General features: G+C 41.0%; 11 protein-coding genes. 7 read left to right on the plus strand and 4 right to left on the minus strand.

Translation table 11 applies throughout. The annotated features are described in order from the left end of the window. The coding region (locus AAGC65_RS18700) for a SusC/RagA family TonB-linked outer membrane protein (protein ID WP_343113987.1) at nt 1-1,634 on the minus strand (1,634 nt) is incomplete at its 3' end. A gap of 369 nt (nt 1,635-2,003) precedes the next feature. Here AAGC65_RS18700 and AAGC65_RS18705 point away from each other — a divergent pair. Then, nucleotides 2,004-6,137 carry a two-component regulator propeller domain-containing protein gene (locus AAGC65_RS18705; protein WP_343113988.1) on the plus strand — a complete coding sequence of 1,378 codons (4,134 nt, stop codon included), beginning with the start codon at nt 2,004-2,006 and terminating at the stop codon, nt 6,135-6,137. A gap of 18 nt (nt 6,138-6,155) precedes the next feature. Here the strand turns inward: AAGC65_RS18705 and AAGC65_RS18710 are convergent, their stop codons facing one another. Further along, nucleotides 6,156-7,124, minus strand: coding sequence for a formylglycine-generating enzyme family protein (locus AAGC65_RS18710; RefSeq protein WP_343113989.1), 969 nt, complete (start codon nt 7,122-7,124; stop codon nt 6,156-6,158). Between the two features lie 450 nt (nt 7,125-7,574). Between AAGC65_RS18710 and AAGC65_RS18715 the strand changes: the two genes are divergently transcribed. The 6 genes from AAGC65_RS18715 to AAGC65_RS18740 all read left to right on the plus strand — a co-directional run bounded on the left by AAGC65_RS18715 (nt 7,575) and on the right by AAGC65_RS18740 (nt 13,609). Next, nucleotides 7,575-8,465: a TIM barrel protein gene (locus AAGC65_RS18715; protein ID WP_343113990.1), complete on the plus strand. Its 891-nt coding sequence runs from the start codon at nt 7,575-7,577 to the stop codon at nt 8,463-8,465. A 47-nt stretch (nt 8,466-8,512) separates the two neighbouring features. After that, entirely contained in the window at nt 8,513-9,661 is a 1,149-nt protein-coding gene (dgoD, locus tag AAGC65_RS18720) for a galactonate dehydratase (protein WP_343113991.1), read from the plus strand. 18 nt (nt 9,662-9,679) lie between these two features. Continuing rightward, entirely contained in the window at nt 9,680-10,981 is a 1,302-nt protein-coding gene (locus AAGC65_RS18725; RefSeq protein WP_343113992.1) for an MFS transporter, read from the plus strand. Further along, on the plus strand, nt 10,978-11,970 hold the full coding sequence (locus tag AAGC65_RS18730) for a 2-dehydro-3-deoxygalactonokinase (protein ID WP_343113993.1): 993 nt from the start codon (nt 10,978-10,980) through the stop codon (nt 11,968-11,970). The genes AAGC65_RS18725 and AAGC65_RS18730 overlap by 4 nt, the downstream gene beginning before the upstream one ends. Continuing rightward, on the plus strand, nt 11,960-12,607 hold the full coding sequence (locus tag AAGC65_RS18735; RefSeq protein ID WP_343113994.1) for a bifunctional 4-hydroxy-2-oxoglutarate aldolase/2-dehydro-3-deoxy-phosphogluconate aldolase: 648 nt from the start codon (nt 11,960-11,962) through the stop codon (nt 12,605-12,607). Before AAGC65_RS18730 ends, AAGC65_RS18735 begins: the two co-directional genes overlap by 11 nt. Before the next feature lie 132 nt (nt 12,608-12,739). Beyond that, entirely contained in the window at nt 12,740-13,609 is an 870-nt protein-coding gene (locus AAGC65_RS18740; protein ID WP_343113995.1) for an alpha/beta hydrolase, read from the plus strand. Between the two features lie 87 nt (nt 13,610-13,696). Here the strand turns inward: AAGC65_RS18740 and AAGC65_RS18745 are convergent, their stop codons facing one another. Continuing rightward, complete coding sequence (locus AAGC65_RS18745) at nt 13,697-15,232, minus strand: RagB/SusD family nutrient uptake outer membrane protein (RefSeq protein ID WP_343113996.1); 1,536 nt, start codon at nt 15,230-15,232, stop codon at nt 13,697-13,699. Nucleotides 15,233-15,244: 12 nt separating this feature from the next. Next, nucleotides 15,245-17,796, minus strand: a 2,552-nt coding sequence (locus tag AAGC65_RS18750; protein ID WP_343113997.1) for a SusC/RagA family TonB-linked outer membrane protein, incomplete at its 5' end; no start/stop codon positions are given.

Below are 17,796 nucleotides of genomic sequence, written 5' to 3' on the forward strand. Positions count from 1 at the left end.
ATTTTCTTGGTATAGGTAAGGTATGATTCCGCACTATAATTTTCTATATGGTTAGTTGCTAACTGGGCCATACCGTCTGGCAGTTGATAGTTTTGCGCTTTTGCGGGCAAATAAAAATTCAGCTCGCCAGTTTGCTTATCAACCCCTACTATGGTATTCCACTTTAAATCATCGGTTACTTTAACCTCTATGTTTGGTGATGCTATAAAACGGTTTGTTGTGGTTTGATTTTGGATGATAAAAAAGGCAGCCGGATTCGTGATCAGGTTGTCGTAACTTTTAGTGTAGGTGCCATCCGGATTATAAATGCCAATATTAGGGGCAAATGTATAAGCGGATTGTAACTCATTGTATTTTTCGGCACCGCCGCTATTGCTACCTGTTGCTACATTGCTGCTGTTTATTTGGCTGAAGGTTAAGTTCAATGAAAATTTCACCCTATCACCCAATTGCTGATCGATATTTACCCTGCCTGAATACCGCTTAAAATTGGAGTTTTCAAGTATCGCGGTATTATCATAATAGTTAAATGAGGTAAATATTTTAGTTTTATCGGTACCGCCGGATACTGAAATATTTTGCTCATTAACAGAACCGTTTCTCATGATCAGCCCGAGCCAATCTGTACCCCTGCCAGCATTATTTATCTGATCCTGAGTAAACAATGGAGTAAAGGGAGCAACTGTTGATGGTGAGGTATTGCCATAAGGTGCAAGGCTGTTATCATATAAATACTTATCCTTCGCTAACCTTACCTGCTGAGTTTCAAAACCCGTTGCATCCAATAGGTCGAAATATTTTTTAGGGTTTTGTATAGTATAACTTCCACTGTATGATACTACCGCTTTGCCCGCCTTGCCTCGTTTAGTGGTGACTAATATTACACCGTTGGCAGCGGCAGCTCCATAAATAGCCGTGGCGCTCGCATCTTTCAACACGTCAACACTTTGAATATCCGATGGATTGATGCTGCTCAGCGGATCCTGATCTACACCACCATAAAAACCAAGATCTTTATCGTTGATAGAGGGCACTGCCGATGCATTGCTGGTAATAGGAACACCATCAATTACGTATAAGGGCGAGTTATCTCCATTGGGTGAAAGCGAACCACGGATGCTAACGGTTAAACCGCCACCCGGCTGCGCGCTGCGTGTACCCAAAGTTAAACCGGCGGCTTGTCCCTGTAGCATGTTATTAACAGAGGTTACAGCAACCTGGGGCAGATCACTTGTTTTTACAGAAACCACCGATCCTGTAACATCCTTTTTGTTGGAAGTACCATATCCCAATACAACTACCTCATTCAATGATTTTGAATTGTCAGTAAGCTGTATATTGATTTTATTTCGGCCATCTATGTTTTCTTCTCTGGTATTAAAACCGATATAAGTAAAAACAAGTGTGCCTTTAGTATTGGTAGTTTTTAACGAATAATTACCCTTAACATCTGTTTGGGCGCCTATTGATGTTCCTTTTAACAATACCGATACTCCTATGAGTGGCTCGCCGGTTGTTGAGGTAACCGTACCCGAAACGGTCGCCTGCTGTGCCTGGGCTGCTGAAAAAATAAATAGCTGGAAAAGAAGTAATAAAGGCCAGCTCTTTTTTAATAAAAAAGTAAAATGTTGCATAATACTGGGTTAATTGGTTTATTAATTAATTAGGCTTATTGAATTGGAATTCAATCGGATCAATTGGTTGGTACACCTTTAGCATCAAACAAAAAATGTAAAACAAACAATTAATTGGTTAGGCAAATGAATGACTATTTAGATTATTTGATTTGTTCAATCCATCAAATATTTTGTTCAAACAGTTATTTGTGGGGCGTAATGAATGCGGGCGCATCTTTGTTGTTGATTTATATATAACTTTATTCAAAATCTCTGATTTCTTAAACCATTGTTATAAACCAATCGAACACTATGTTGTCTGGGTACTTTTATCGCAGCCGTGGGCGGCAATTTAATTGGTATTGGGTAAGGTGTACCTGTATCGCTATGATTTTTACAATCATTAGCGCTAAAGCAACCCTTGCGCAAATACTTCATTTCAAATTCACGCATATTAACATTAGTCAGGGAATCTCCAACAGTACTATTGAAACCATATACCAGGACAGTAAGGGATATATGTGGTTTGGAACACGTGATGGATTAAACCGGTATGACGGATACCAGGTTAAAGTGTTTAAAAATCAACCAAACGATCCTAAGAGTATCAGTAATAACTTTATTAAATGCATTTATGAAGATGCTTACCATAACCTTTGGATAGGTACGACAAATGGTTTAAACCGATTTAATCCCTATAAAAACACTTTTGAACGATATAAACATAACCCGCTGAACAAAGAAAGTATTTCAGGCAATGATATCAACTGTCTGTATACTGACAAAAGAGGCACCTTGTGGGTGGGCACCAACGGCGGCGGGTTAAGCAGATTTGATTTTAGCAGCAACCAGTTTAAACACTTTGAGCAACCTGGAAAACAATCAATTAATTTAGATACGATTGAGGTTAACCACTTATTTGAAGATAGTAAGAATAACTTTTGGTTAGCTACAGATAAAGGTGTAAGCCTGCTTAACCGTGATAATGGGCAGCTGCAAACCCGGTTTAATATTAATGGCAATACGGCTTTTACTATTGATTATTCAACCTTAAGGGTACAAGAGGATAAACAGGGCAATATATGGCTGGGCACATTAAACAAAGGCCTAATCAGATTAAACATGGCAGCACGCAGCGCTAAGCAATTTTTACATGATGATAAAAATAATACAAGTATAAGCACCGATTTAATCAGAAGCTTACTTATTGATAATAAGGGCAATGTTTGGGTGGGCGGTATTAACGGCAGCCTGGATCTCTTTAATGTATCAAACAGTTCATTTGCCCATGCCCAGAACGAACCTGGCAACCCGCTCAGTATCTCGCAAAAAACCATATCCTCCATGTTTGAGGATAATCAAAATAACCTGTGGATTGGTACCCATCGGGCAGGTATTAATTTTTATGCACCCCTGGCCGATAAGTTTCAACTATTGCAGGAAGAATCATCTGCCAACAGTCTTAGTTACAATGATGTTAAATCCTTTTACAGCGATCACCGGAACAATATATGGGTTGGCACAGATGGCGGCGGCTTAAACCTGTACAACACAATTATTAATACTTTTACACACTATAAATACAATGCGTACAATAGCAATAGCATTAGCTCAGACGCTATATTAAGCATCAACGAGGATAAGCACAACAATTTATGGATAGGTACCTGGGGTGGCGGCCTAAACTTAATGAACAGGGAAAGCAAAACGTTTACCCATTTTACTAATAACCCTGCCAATAGTAACTCTATCAGTTCAAACTATGTGCAAACTACGCTTGAGGATACGGAAGGAAACTTTTGGGTGGCTACCTACTATGGTGGATTAAACCTTTTTGATACCAAAACGCATTTATTTAAACGCGTTACCAGCGACCTGCATCAAACAACAAGCCTTTATGGCAATAACATCATTTCATTAAATGAAGATAACGACAAAAATTTGTGGATAGGCACAGATGACGGAGGATTGAACTGTTACAGCCTGCTTAAAAAAACATTTACCCACTACTTTGTTAACGGCGAAAAAACACCCGATATACGTGTCATATTTACCGATAGTAAAGGCCGGGTTTGGATTGGGCAAACTGGCTTGTATCTGTTTAATAAGGCTGAAGGAAAATTTGATTTGTACACGCAGAATGGTGGCCTTGCTACAGAATTTATAAAAGGAATAACAGAGGATGAGCAAGGTAATCTATGGATCAGCACCTCAAACGGGCTTACCAAACTGAATCCAACTACAAATGCACTCAAAAAATATAATATAGCCGATGGTTTACAAGGCTTAGAATTTGAAGCCGGTGCCTACATGAAAACCCCTGATGGTGAGATGTATTTTGGCGGCACAAACGGCTTTAACCGATTTTATCCCAAAAACATTAAAGTGAATCAGTTTGTAGCGCCTGTTTATATTACGGGTTTACAAATATTCAACCAAAACATTGTACCTGGTCAAAAAGATTCGCCTTTACAAAATGATATCAGCTTAACACATGAAGTTAAACTTGATCATAAGCAATCAACTCTGTCTTTTGATTTTGCTGTGCTAAACTACACGGCATCTCAAAACAATCAATACGCCTATAAACTGGCAGGATTTGATAAAACCTGGCATTATACATCAGACAGGAAAGCCAATTATACTAATTTAGATGCCGGCAAATATACCTTCTATGTAAAGGCTTCTAATAACGATGGTATTTGGAATACGCGCGGAACTTATATAAACATAATTATATCGCCACCATTTTGGTCTACCTGGTGGTTCAGGATATTGATTCTTTTAGTTGGCTCCGCTATCTCCTATTATTTACTGAGGTTCAAAAAAAATCTTGATCTCCAGAAAATTGAAGAAAACAAGCGTGAGGAAATGCACAAGATCCAGTTGCAATTTTTCACCAATATATCGCACGAGTTCAGGACTCCGCTGAGCCTGATATTAGGCCCGCTTGAAAAAATGATGCAGGAAGATGCCCGGCCAACTTTTCATCAATATTACGACACTATACACCGTAACGCCAACAGGCTGCTTTTGCTGATTAATGAATTAATGGATTTCAGGAAGGCAGAGACTGGCTCACTTAAATTGAAAGTGATGCCAGGCAACCTGAATTTATTTATAGCCGAAGTTGCAGAGGATTTTAAAAGCCTTGCTTCGCAAAAACAAATTAACCTGCGATTACTAATCCAGCGCGATCTTGGTGAAACCTGGTTCGACAGGCAGATCATTGAAAAAATAATCATTAACCTGATTCATAACGCCTATAAATATACTACCGTTGGTGGTGAAATTACGGTTGAATTATACAGTAGCCCTACACAATTTGAAACGCAGCATAAGCATCAAATGGTGGTGCCCAATAATTTCCACGGGAGAAAATATGTCTTTATCCGTATTTCTGATAACGGCATCGGGATATCCAAAGACTCCATACAACATTTATTTGAGAGATACTATCGAATTACCGATGCGCATATGGGTTCGGGTGTTGGCCTTGCGTTTGTAAAAAGCCTTACCTTGATACATAAAGGCAGTATTTCTGCATACAGCACTAAAAATGTGGGTACGGATTTTATAGTCAGTATCCCTGTAGACAGGGCCGATTACACCGCCCGTGAAACATGGATGCATAGCATTGATAATGGCGGCGTACAACTGGAAAGTATCAGTGCTGCTTTGTATCAAACGGAGTATAAAGCTACAGATGAAGAGCCGACTGATCAGGGTGAAACAGCAAATAAGACACACTTACATAAAATCCTGATAGTTGATGATAATAACGAACTCCGCAATTTTTTATACCACAGTTTAAACGAATTTTATGAAGTAATTGAAGCTGTTGACGGCGTTGATGGCCTGGCAAAAGCAGAAGAAGAATTGCCAGATATGATCATTAGTGATCTGATGATGCCTAATATGAACGGAATGGATTTTTGCAAGAAAATAAAAAGCGGCTTAACTACCAGCCAAATACCTTTTATTATTTTATCGGCCAAAGATGCATTGGAATCAAAAATAGAAGGTGTTAAATCAGGTGCCGACCTATATTTCCCTAAGCCGGTAAGCATTAACCTGTTGCTGCTATCCATAAATAATATTTTTGAGCAGAGAGAGGCATTGAAAGAAAAGCATATCAAAAATTACTTTTTTGAGGCGCAGGAAACAGCCGATTCCCAAAACGATCAGCATTTTATGGATCAACTTATCCACCTGATAGAATCTCAGCTAAGCAATTCGGATCTGGATGTGGAATTCATATGCCGCGAAATGGGGATGAGCAAAACAAAACTTTATCATAAAATAAAAAAGGTATCAGGCTTATCCATTGGCGAATTTGTAAGAACTTTCCGTTTAAAAAAAGCTGCCTACATCATTTCACACGAAGACATTTTGTTAACCGATGTCATGTACCGTGTAGGCATCCAAACACAATCATATTTTACCAAAGCTTTCAAAAAGGAATTTGGTAAAACCCCATCCCAGTTCTTGAACGAAATAAAAACCGGCAGAAAAAGTTAATGCCGGTTTTTACTAATCCTATTTTTTAGCACAAAGTGCGATACGAAAACCTCGGTAAGCACTGTCCTCATTAGGTGGGTTTTGAGCACGATTAGCAGATCGTTCATCATTAACTCCGCTGCCAAAACTTCCGCCCCTATTTACGCGATATGTACCTGTTTTGGGGCCGGTTGGGTCAGTAAGGTTACCCCCTGTGTATGGCCCGTACCAATCATAACACCATTCCCATAAATTACCCAGCATATCATACATACCCCATTTATTCGGTAATTTTCCTCCAACATTTCTTGATCCGTTCAATGGTTTGCCAAAACCCTTACCCTCATAGCCCTTGTAACTATTGGCTCCGTACCATGCAGCCTGATCGGTAGTCAACTGATCATAAACAGGACCGGTACTGCCAGCCCGGCAAGCATACTCCCATTGTGCCTCCGTTGGCAGGCTATATTCATATCCTTTGGGTAAGCGGCCAGCAGCACGCTCCTGTTTGGTCAGTTTACGGCAAAAATCCATAGCTTCATTCCAGCTTACAAAGTACATGGGCAACTCATCGTTTTCATTTGCCAATATCTTATCAGGATCGTTTTTATCAAAGCCCATAAAATCACTAATGGTCTTCTTTTTACCCATAAAATCATACAGCGTAGTATCGCTCAATAACTTATTTGCTTTATCGCGCACATTCATTCCGGTTACAGCCTTCCATTGTCCTATGGTAATTTCCGTTGTACCCAACCAATAACCCCTTGTTAAGGTAACGGTAGCTTGCGGTACTTCGTCAGCTTTATGTCCTTGTTCTTCGCTGGAACTCCCCATTACAAACTTGCCAGGGGGTATCCACCCCATAGCTATAAATGCTTTCCCGGGCAAAGGCAAATTCCATGATTTTCCGGTAACCGGAGCATCGGCTTTGGTATGGTGAGGAGGAATAGTGTTTGAGATAAAAACCGTCCAGATAAGGAAAATAAGCGTTGATAAAAATTTCATATGATTAATAATTCAGGTGGTTCAAAGCCAAAGCAACGGGCTTTTGTTTGGCATAAATATAGAGAAACACCATATTGAATTTTGAGGCAGGGAGACGGGCCACAAGCAACTAAGCAGCAATAAAAATCACTGGCTGAGCATGCTTAGGCTAATATTTGTTTCCGTAATATGCCATTTACTAAAGCCAACCAACAATACAACAATTTAACAATCAATAAATTAACATAATTTTCTTTTATCTTATCAGCAATCCATGATGGATACTCAGTTGTTTACAGTTAACAAAAGCGTAAATTGATCGCTCCAATAATAAAACCAATCGCACTAAAAATAAGCACAACTGAACTAAGCCCCAAGATCCTTTTGGCGGTTCTTTGCTAAGCAATCCAATTATAATATAACTGAGGTATGCAGCCTTGCATATCAATTAAATCAAAAAGAATATTAAATATGGCCATGAAGCAAAATCGTCGTTCAGCTATTAAAAGCATGCTTGCCGGTACTGCGGCTATCGGGGCATCCGGTACATTATCATCCTTCGCATTAGCATCGGCAAATATATCCGAAAGCAGTCTATTAAAAGGTAATATCAATCATTCGGTATGCCGTTGGTGTTATGCTGATATTCCGTTGGAGCAACTTTGCGCCGCATCAAAAAATATGGGTATTAAGGCCATTGATCTTGTAGGCCCAAAAGAATGGCCTGTGCTACAGCAATACGGGCTTTATTCGGCCATGTGTAATGGTGCCGAGATAAATCTTGTTGATGGTTTTAACGACAAAGCTTTCCACGACACCCTGATCAAAAATTATTCGGAAATGATACCACTGGTAGCTAAAGCCGGCTATAAAAACCTGATTTGTTTCAGCGGCAACCGAAGAGGGAAAGATGATGAAACCGGATGGAACAATTGTGCGGAAGGATTAAAAAAATTAATGGCCCTTGCCGAAAAACACCAGGTGATATTGGTGATGGAACTGCTCAACAGTAAAATAAACCATAAGGACAATCAATGCGATAAAACAAGTTGGGGTGTAGAACTGGCCAAAAGAGTTGGTTCAGAAAACTTCAAACTGTTATATGATATTTACCACATGCAAATTGATGAGGGAGATGTGATCAGAACCATCAGGGATAATCATCAGTACATTACCCATTACCATACCGGTGGTGTACCAGGCAGAAACGAAATAGACGATACCCAGGAGCTATACTACCCGGCCATCATGCAGGCAATTTTAGCAACGGGATATAAAGGCTTTGTAGCACAGGAGTTTCTTCCGACAAATCCAGATAAGATGGCCTCATTGAAAAAAGCCATACAAATATGCGATGTATAATTTTTACATTGCATTCCGTAAAACCGTTTATAACTAAATACTACACATTGAAAATAAAAAGCTTTGAACTATTTGAAGTTCCTCCCCGTTGGTTGTTTTTGAAAATTGAAACAGACGAAGGTATAACTGGCTGGGGCGAACCTATAATTGAAGGTAAGGCAGCTACCGTTAAAACAGCCGTTACCGAATTAATGAACTATATAATTGGGAAAGACCCGATGAATATTGAAGACCATTGGAATGTGATGTACCGGGGCGGGTTTTATCGCGGCGGCCCTATATTAATGAGCGCTATTGCCGGTATTGACCAGGCACTGTGGGATATTAAAGGCAAATATTACGATGCTCCAATTCATCAGTTAATTGGCGGTAAGGCACGTGAAAAGATCAAGGTGTACTCCTGGATCGGTGGCGACCGCCCGGCAGATGTTGGTCGTGCGGCAAAAGAAATGATTGAAGCTGGTTTTACAGCCGTTAAAATGAATGCCACCGAAGAGTTACAATATGTTGATTCATACGATAAAATTGATCAGTCAGTAGCTCGTATTGCCGCGGTACGTGAGGCTGTTGGCGGTAGCGTTGGTATTGGTATAGATTTTCACGGTCGAGTTCATAAGCCAATGGCTAAATTCTTGGCGAAAGAACTGGAGCAATACCGCCCCATGTTTATTGAAGAACCTGCTCTGCCTGAAAACAACGAGGTGTTACGCGAAATTGCCCAGCATACTTCCATTCCCATCGCTTGTGGCGAACGAATGTTTTCAAAGTGGCATTTTAAGAACCTGCTAAAAGATGGTTATGTAGATATTATTCAACCCGATTTGTCGCATGCCGGCGGTATTACAGAGTGCAAAAAAATAATGTCAATGGCCGAGGCATTTGATGTTGCTGCCGCACCGCATTGCCCCTTAGGGCCTATCGCCCTGGCAGCCTGCCTGCAGGTTGATGCTACCTGCCATAATGCCTTTATACAAGAACAAAGCCTGGGAATACATTACAACCAGGGCAGCGATATATTAGATTACATAACTGACCGGAGTGTATTCAAATACGAGGATGGCTTTGTTAACATACCCAACGGACCAGGTTTGGGCATAGAAATAAATGAAGAACATGTACGTAAAATGGCTGCAATTGGCCATAACTGGACAAACCCGCTTTGGCGCCATGAAGATGGCAGCGTTGCTGAATGGTAAATAGGTTTAAATTACACAATGGATAAGACCAGCTTCCAAAGTAAACCAACAAGGGTACGATTTCAAATTTTAGCATTCCTGTTTATCAATGTGGTGATCAACTACATGGACAGGACCAATATCGCGGTTGCGGCATCGTCAATTAGCGGTGAATTAAACCTGAACAATTTCCAGTTGGGTTTGGTATTCTCCGCATTCGGCTGGACGTATGTTGCCTCTCAAATTCCGGGAGGCATATTGATAGACAGATTTGGGCCTCGCTTGTTGTATAGCATTACTTTAATATCATGGTCGGTAGTAACGCTTTGCCAGGGCTTTATAAAAGGATTTGCGGCGTTATTTGGCCTGCGTTTAGCCATTGGCGTGTTTGAGGCGCCCTCATACCCTATTAATAACCGCATTGTTACCAACTGGTTTCCAAACAATGAAAGAGCATCAGCCATTGCTTTTTATACCAGCGGCCAATTTATAGGTCTGGCATTTTTAACACCCCTGCTGGCTATTGTACAGCAATATTTTGGGTGGCGCGGCCTGTTTGTAATCACCGGCGCCGTAGGCGTTTTATGGGGAATAATATGGTACTATCTTTATCGTGACCCAACAGAACATCCGCAGGTTAACCAGTTGGAACTTGATTATATAGCCGAGAGCACCGCCGGTACAAAAAATGCTATAGCCAAACCACGGCTAACCTGGACATCATTTAAACAGGTATTTATGCACCGAAAATTATGGGGGATTTATATTGGCCAGTTTGCTGTAACCTCAACCCTCTGGTTCTTTTTAACCTGGTTTCCTACTTATCTTATAAAATACCGGGGCTTAAATTTTTTAAAAACAGGATTTCTGACATCTATACCATTCCTTGCAGCGTTTGCCGGAGTGCTTTTAGCCGGTTTCTTTTCTGATCATCTCATCAAAAAAGGATATTCATTTGGTGTAGCCCGTAAAACGCCAATTATAGCGGGCTTACTTTTATCAATGGTTATTGTAGGTGCCAATTATGTAAGTAGTACTCCGCTGATTATACTTTTCATGTCGGTGGCCTTTTTTGGTAACGGCCTTGCTTCTATTACCTGGGTCTTTGTTTCGGCGTTAGCACCCCCCAACTTAATAGGTGTTACCGGTGGCGTATTCAATTTTATTGGCGGTTTATCATCAATTATTGTCCCGCTGTTTATTGGCTTATTGGCCGGTGGCGGAAACTTTAAACCTGCACTGATATTCATCAGCTCGCTGGCCTTTATAGGCGCATTATCTTATATATTTTTGGTTGGCAGTGTTAAGCAAACAAATTCTTTAGTAGCTTCACAATCATGAACGTTTTTTTAAGCTGCGACTGGGGCACAAGTACCCTAAGGTTAAATCTTGTCAATGGCTATGATGGAAGCATTATAGCTCATGAAAAATCCGACCTCGGGATAGCCAAAACCTTTGCGCTATGGAACGCGACTGACAGCGCTAACAAAAACTCCCGCGTGTCATTTTACCTTGATGTTTTGCAGGATCATATCCGGAATATGGAGCGTAAACTAAATACATCTCTAAGCTGGGTAAAACTATTTATCTCGGGTATGGCTTCATCAACAATAGGGATTATAGAGTTGCCTTATAGCGAATTACCTTTTGCCTTATCAGGCGCTGGATTTAACATGACCCAGCTACCCGTGCAGGAAGACTTTGACCATGAGGTTATCCTGATTTCTGGTGTTAAAACTATGATTGATGTTATGCGTGGCGAAGAATCTCAACTAATTGGATGTATGGAGGCTATTGAAGATAGCAGCAAACCACAGCTGTTTATATTTCCGGGTACCCATTCCAAACATATTTATGTAAGTGATAACACCATTACCAGCTTCAAAACGTATATGACGGGTGATTTTTTTGAGCTTCTATCGCAAAAAAGTATTCTTCATAATTCAGTCGAAAAAGAAAGCACACTGGACGATCCTGATTGTTTAACAAGCTTTAAGCAGGGCGTTAATGATTCCATTAATTCAAACCTGCTTAACGGGGCTTTTAGGGTACGCACAAACAGCTTATTTGACATCTACAACAAAAAACAAAATTTCACCTACCTGAGTGGCTTATTAATTGGCACGGAATTGAAAGAGCTAATAATATCTAATGCAGAAACAATCCATTTAATTTGCGGTACAGGACTGGAAAAATATTACCGCACAGCTTTTGAAGAGCTAAAACTCTCTAAACAAATAAAAACCTATTTACCGCAGTGGGTTGATGAAGCGGTGATCAGGGCACATCATACAATATATAGTCAAATTAATAATTCATATGAAAAATAAGTTTTCCGCAGAGCTTTTTGAAGCCGTTCCACTAATTGGTATCATGCGTAATTTACCGGCAGAACATACCGCAATAATTGCAGAAAACTATTTGCAAGCCGGTTTAACCTGTATGGAAATTACCATGAACTCTGCAGGCGCTGCTGACAATATTGCCATGCTTACAAAAAGCTATGCCGGTAAATTAAACATTGGCGCAGGCACTGTTTGCGACATGCATGATCTGGAAAAGGCGTTGAAAGCCAATGCTCAGTTTATAGTTACCCCCATTATCAATAAAGAAGTTATAAAAGCGTGTGTTGCAGAAAAGGTACCTATTTTCCCGGGAGCTTATACCCCATCTGAAATATATAAGGCATGGCACTTGGGGGCAGCTATGGTAAAAGTATTTCCTGCAACATCATTGGGGCCTAATTATATTAAAGAAGTATTGGCCCCCTTAAATTATCTTAAACTTTTACCAACCGGCGGTATCGGATTAAATAACCTTACCTCTTACCTATCCGCAGGTGCCAAAGGTGTGGGTCTTGGCAGCCATCTTTTTCCGGCAGATATTATTCAGAAACAGGATTGGGGTGCACTTCAAAAAACGTTTATCCTTTTTAAAGAAGCCTATACCAACTACCTAAATAACTAAAAGCACTAAAATCAGAATCAACAGCACAAATACATCTTATTAAATATTGGTTACTTAGCTTTTAATTAACCAATATAATTAGCCGTGCTTTATAAAATAAGCAGTTAGGCTATAACCTATAATTTATAGCTGATGAAAAAAACTCGATTGTTACTGGCGTTTTCGGTGTGCTTATTATTATGCTCTATGCTTCCCGGGGCAGAGCCTAAAGAAATTTTACTATGGCCAAACGGTGCACCCGGATCGGAAGGCAAAACCGGTGATGAAAATTTAAGGATCACCGAAGAAGGTGACCATGTTGTTACCCATGTAAATAAGCCTGCCATTATACCCTATTTACCCGCAGCAGATAAAAATACAGGCACAGCCATTATTGTTGCTCCGGGTGGTGGCCATAGCGAATTATGGATAAGCCATGAAGGTTATAGTCCGGCAAAATGGTTTCAGGAACATGGCATTAATGCGTTTGTGCTTAAATATCGATTAGCCCGCGAAGCAAACTCAACCTATACCGTTGATAAGGATGAGGTAGCCGATATTCAGCGAGCTATCAGATTAATACGCAGCCGGGCTAAGGAGTGGAATATTGATACCGCCAAAATAGGTGTTATGGGGTTTTCGGCCGGTGGCGAACTTGCCGCTTTGGCTGCCATGCAATTTTCAAAAGCCGATCCCAATGCTAAAGACCCTATTGACCAGGAAGATGACCGGCCAAACTTTCAAGCGCTGATCTATCCCGGTAACATATCAAGGCTCGAGGTATCCAAAAACTCACCTCCCGTTTTTATAGCCGGCGGATTTAAGGACAGAGCCGATATCTCAGAAGGTGTAGCTCAATTATATCTGAAATATAAACAAGCCGGTATACCTGCCGAATTACATATATATGCCAATGTTGGGCACGGGTTTGGCATCAGGGCAACCAACCAAGGCACTTATACCGAGTGGCCTCATCAAACAGAACTTTGGCTAAAAGACATGGGCTTTTTGAAAAGTAAATAATTACCTCAGCCCCATAAAGTATAAAGCGTCAAAAAGCGGCCTAAACCGCTCTTTGACGCTTAAATCAAACAATATTATAGCAATACTTTATTTAGTACCACCCCACTCCTTGTTTTGCAAAATTTTGGTATTATTCAATTCATTTTGAGGTATCGGGAATACTTCATTTCTACCAGCTATAAAGCCTTTAAATTTCAGTACATCTGCCGCCTTACCCCAGCGTACCAGGTCAAGCCATCTGTGGCCTTCACCGGCAAGCTCCAGACGTCTTTCTTTGATCAGGTTATCAAGGGTCACATCAACCGGGCCTAAGCCTACACGTGCCCTTACTGCTGCTAATAAATTATAAGCCCTGCTGCCGACACCTACATTAGCTCCTGAGCTTAGCAATGCTTCCGCTTCCAACAGATAGGTATCTGCCAAACGTATCTCATAAATATCCTGAGGAAAATTTAGCTCGATTGTTCCGGTAGCTGCCTTGTCTGACTGGCGACCGATAAATTTGCCCAAAAAGTAGCCTGTGTTGTTATAACCAGGGCTGTATGTAGCTATCTTATTGGTTTGTAAGCTATCCAGATTAGCTACCGTGGCTGCGTTTCTTGGATCGAAATGAATGAAATCAAAAAACTCTTTTGAAAATACTAAAAAGCTATAACCTGTGTAGTAATCAGGTGCAGTCGCTGTCAGAGTTTTATAGCTTCGCGGCCCTGTAGTGATATTATTCAAGTTACCTTCAGAAGCTCCGGCATCGGCCCACCCCCCATTTGAGGTACTGGTATGTACTATCTCCAATATCGATTCGGTATTGAACTTATTTTTAGCTTTCCACAGATCGGCAAAGTTGGCTAACAGTTTGTACCCGTAAGTTGGGTTGGCCTGACCCGGTGTTGGCCCGTTTACTATAGCTAACTGCTCTGCAGCCTGTTGATATTTTTTCTGCCATAAATAAACCTTTCCTAACTCCGCCTGTGCTGCGCCTTTAGTAACCCGGCCACCTTCAGTAGCAGTAGGAACTGTAGCAGGCAAAGATGGGATAGCATCTGTCAGATCCTGTTCAATCAATTTATAAACATCTTCAGGAGGAGCCTGTACCGGTGTGTAAACCTCGTTAAGTTCTAACTGCTTGGTTATGATGGGTATATTTTTAAATAAACGAACCAGGTCAAAATAAAAGATGGCACGCAGCGCTTTTGCTTCGGCAATGTACCTGCTTTTAGTCGCGGCATCTAAACCCGAAACGCCGTCAATTTTAGCCAAAAATATATTTGAACGGTATATACCTGCATAGCCTTTATTCCACAGTGAACCTTGAGGACCAACCAAAGGTGTTAGTGTGTAGTTAGATATTACCTGCAAGGCATTGATATCTGACGGACCGCCGCCGCCTGCCACCTGGTCATCTGACGCAACGTCCATTACGGCCATTTTATCATATAATCCGCCATCCTGCGAGCCAAAACGGTCATATATGGAGGTTAATGCCGCAAAGGCATCTACCGGTGTTTTATAATAATCATCAACCAGGATACGCTGCTGCGGATTTACCTGTAAATATTTTTTGCAAGAGTAAAGCCCCTGCGCTGTAAGCACTAATAAGGCTCCGTATATTATTTTCTTTTTCATTACCTTATATAATTATAGTGTGACTTGTAAACCTACCATGAATGAGCGTGCCTGAGGATAAAAACCACGGTCGATACTGAACGCGCCGCCGCCACCAGCATCATTACTGATACCCAGCTCCGGATCATAACCTGAATATTTGGTTATAGTAAACAAGTTTTCTGCAAGTACATACACACGCAGTTTTTGTAAACCTATACGCTTAACTACTGATTGATCAATAGTATAACCCAATTGCAAGGTTCTTAACCTGAAGTAGTTGCCGCTCTCTAAATACACTGAAGAAAATCTTGAATAATTTTTATTGGGATCACCATCAACTAATCTTGGGATGCTGGTATTTGTGTTGGTTGGTGTCCAGGCATTTAATATTTTGGTTTGATAGTTGGCCACAGGGATATCCAGGCGCCTTAAGCCCTGGAATATTTGGTTACCACCGGCACCACTACCAAAGGCTACCAGATCAAACCCGGCATAACCGACGTTTACAGTAATACCGTAGTTTACTTTGGGCAGTGGATTGCCAATAAAAGTACGGTCGTTCTCATTGATCTGATTATCGCCATTCAGGTTGGCAAATTTAATATCACCAGGCTTAGCAGTTGGCTGCAGCACGGTACCATCCGGAGCCTTGTAGTTATCAATTTCGGCCTGTGATTGAAATAAACCCAGGTTTTTGTAACCGTAAAACTGGTTATAAGCACCGCCAAGCGCGGTACGGGTAATGTTTCCTAAAGTTTGGAATGATCCGGCAAAATCCTCGTTAAATAGTATACCCGGCAGTAATTTAGTTACTTTGTTTTTCACGAAAGAAACGTTACCATTAATGCCGAAATCAACTTTTCCGATGCGGTTACGGTAACCTAATTCTATCTCAAAACCCGTGTTCTGCATATCCGCGGCATTTTGTACCGGCGATGCATAACCTAAATATCCGGGCAGTGTCGGGATCTGGAGGATACCTGTGGTTTTCTTTTTATACCAATCTGCTGATAAGGTAAAGTTAGTAAACAGTGTAGCGTCGAAACCTGCATCGATTTGTGTAGTTTGCTCCCATCTCAAGTCTTTGTTGCCGATAGCTGCGGGGCTGTAGCCAACAACAATAGTTTCATTGCTTCCAAACGGGTAATTACGTCCTGATTGAACTTGTGATTGGTATGAAAAAGCATCAGCGTTAAAAGCATCATTACCGGTAACACCATAGCTACCACGTATTTTCAAGGTATTTATCACATTGCTTTTAGGAAAAAAAGACTCCCTTGTTGGCACCCAGCCCAAACCTACAGAGGGGAAGTAACCATATTTGTTATTGTCCGGGAAACGGGATGAACCATCACGCCTTACTAAGGCTGTTAACAGGTATTTTTCGTCGTAGTTGTATTGCAAACGCGAGAATAACGAAAACACTTTATGATCGGTACCATCACTGGCATCAGATGTTCTGTTTGCTGCAATAGGTTTGTAATTGAATGAGGCCGAGTTAAAATCAGTTGCAGGTACATCATAAAAAGTTGTACTCACTCCCCGGGTGTAGCCATCTTTATACGAGCCCTGGCCAACTAACAAGGTAATATCATGCTTTCCAAAAATCTTGTTATAAGAAGCGGTATTTTCAAGGTTATAAGCGATACTGTAATTTTCGGCACGGAAAAATGTAGAACGTGCATTGCTTTGCGATGTGCTGAAAAATGCAATCGGCGTAAAGGCATCATTACCATAAAAAGCAAGCTTGGTTCCGATGGTTGAACGTAAATGCAAGCCTTTTATCGGCTCAGATTCCAAAAACGCATTACCGATAATGTTATGATCCCAGTTATAGTTTCCTAAGCGGGTTTTGATATAAGCCAATGGGTTGGTCATTTCCTGGAAACCATTGCCCGGTATTCCGTAAAGATTGCCGTTAGCGTCCCTAACGCTTCTTGGATCATTATAAGCTGCAGATGCTGCAACTGCCGGATCGGTTACTATGGCCGGTGTAATGGGATCAAGGTTTACAGCTGAGCTTAATGGACCGCCAAATTCACGGTTAGTTGGTCCCACTCCGCTCCAAACAGAATGGCTGTAACCCAGATTTTCACCGAATGTAAGCCATTTTTTAATCTTATGGGTTGAGTTTAAACGTACGTTAAATCGATTCCATTTGGAGATCGGGGTTGCTACTATACCATCAATGGTGTTATAACCAAAGGAGGTATAAAAGGTAGATTTTTCGTTACCTCCTGTAATACTCAATTCATGATTTTGCTTAGGGGCACTGTTATTGAATATTAATGATTGCCAGTCGGTTCCAACACCTAACGATACAGCATCAGGATAAGGCAAAGGTTTACCCGCGTTTGCAAGAGAAGCAGCAAATGATTGGTTACGTACATCTGCATACTGGGAAGCATTTAACATATCCAGTTTTTTGGCAGGCCTTTGCGTAGCATAATATCCTGAATAGTTTACAGATATGGTTCCTGCTTTGCCTCTTTTGGTGGTTACCAGGATAACACCGGCCGCAGCACGTGTACCATAAATTGATGCCGACGCCGCATCCTTCAATACTTCGATAGATTCAACGT

It is taken from the genome of Mucilaginibacter sp., assembly GCF_039207105.1.
Lineage (GTDB): Bacteria > Bacteroidota > Bacteroidia > Sphingobacteriales > Sphingobacteriaceae > Mucilaginibacter.

Excerpts from the sequence above, each read along its gene's own strand:
- AAGC65_RS18705 (WP_343113988.1), top strand. The coding sequence starts at position 2,004 with ATGATTTTTACAATCATTAGCGCTAAAGCAACCCTTGCGCAAATACTT.
- AAGC65_RS18710 (WP_343113989.1), bottom strand. The coding sequence starts at position 7,124 with ATGAAATTTTTATCAACGCTTATTTTCCTTATCTGGACGGTTTTTATC.
- AAGC65_RS18715 (WP_343113990.1), top strand. The coding sequence starts at position 7,575 with ATGGCCATGAAGCAAAATCGTCGTTCAGCTATTAAAAGCATGCTTGCC.
- AAGC65_RS18725 (WP_343113992.1), top strand. The coding sequence starts at position 9,680 with ATGGATAAGACCAGCTTCCAAAGTAAACCAACAAGGGTACGATTTCAA.
- AAGC65_RS18730 (WP_343113993.1), top strand. The coding sequence starts at position 10,978 with ATGAACGTTTTTTTAAGCTGCGACTGGGGCACAAGTACCCTAAGGTTA.
- AAGC65_RS18735 (WP_343113994.1), top strand. The coding sequence starts at position 11,960 with ATGAAAAATAAGTTTTCCGCAGAGCTTTTTGAAGCCGTTCCACTAATT.
- AAGC65_RS18740 (WP_343113995.1), top strand. The coding sequence starts at position 12,740 with ATGAAAAAAACTCGATTGTTACTGGCGTTTTCGGTGTGCTTATTATTA.
- AAGC65_RS18745 (WP_343113996.1), bottom strand. The coding sequence starts at position 15,232 with ATGAAAAAGAAAATAATATACGGAGCCTTATTAGTGCTTACAGCGCAG.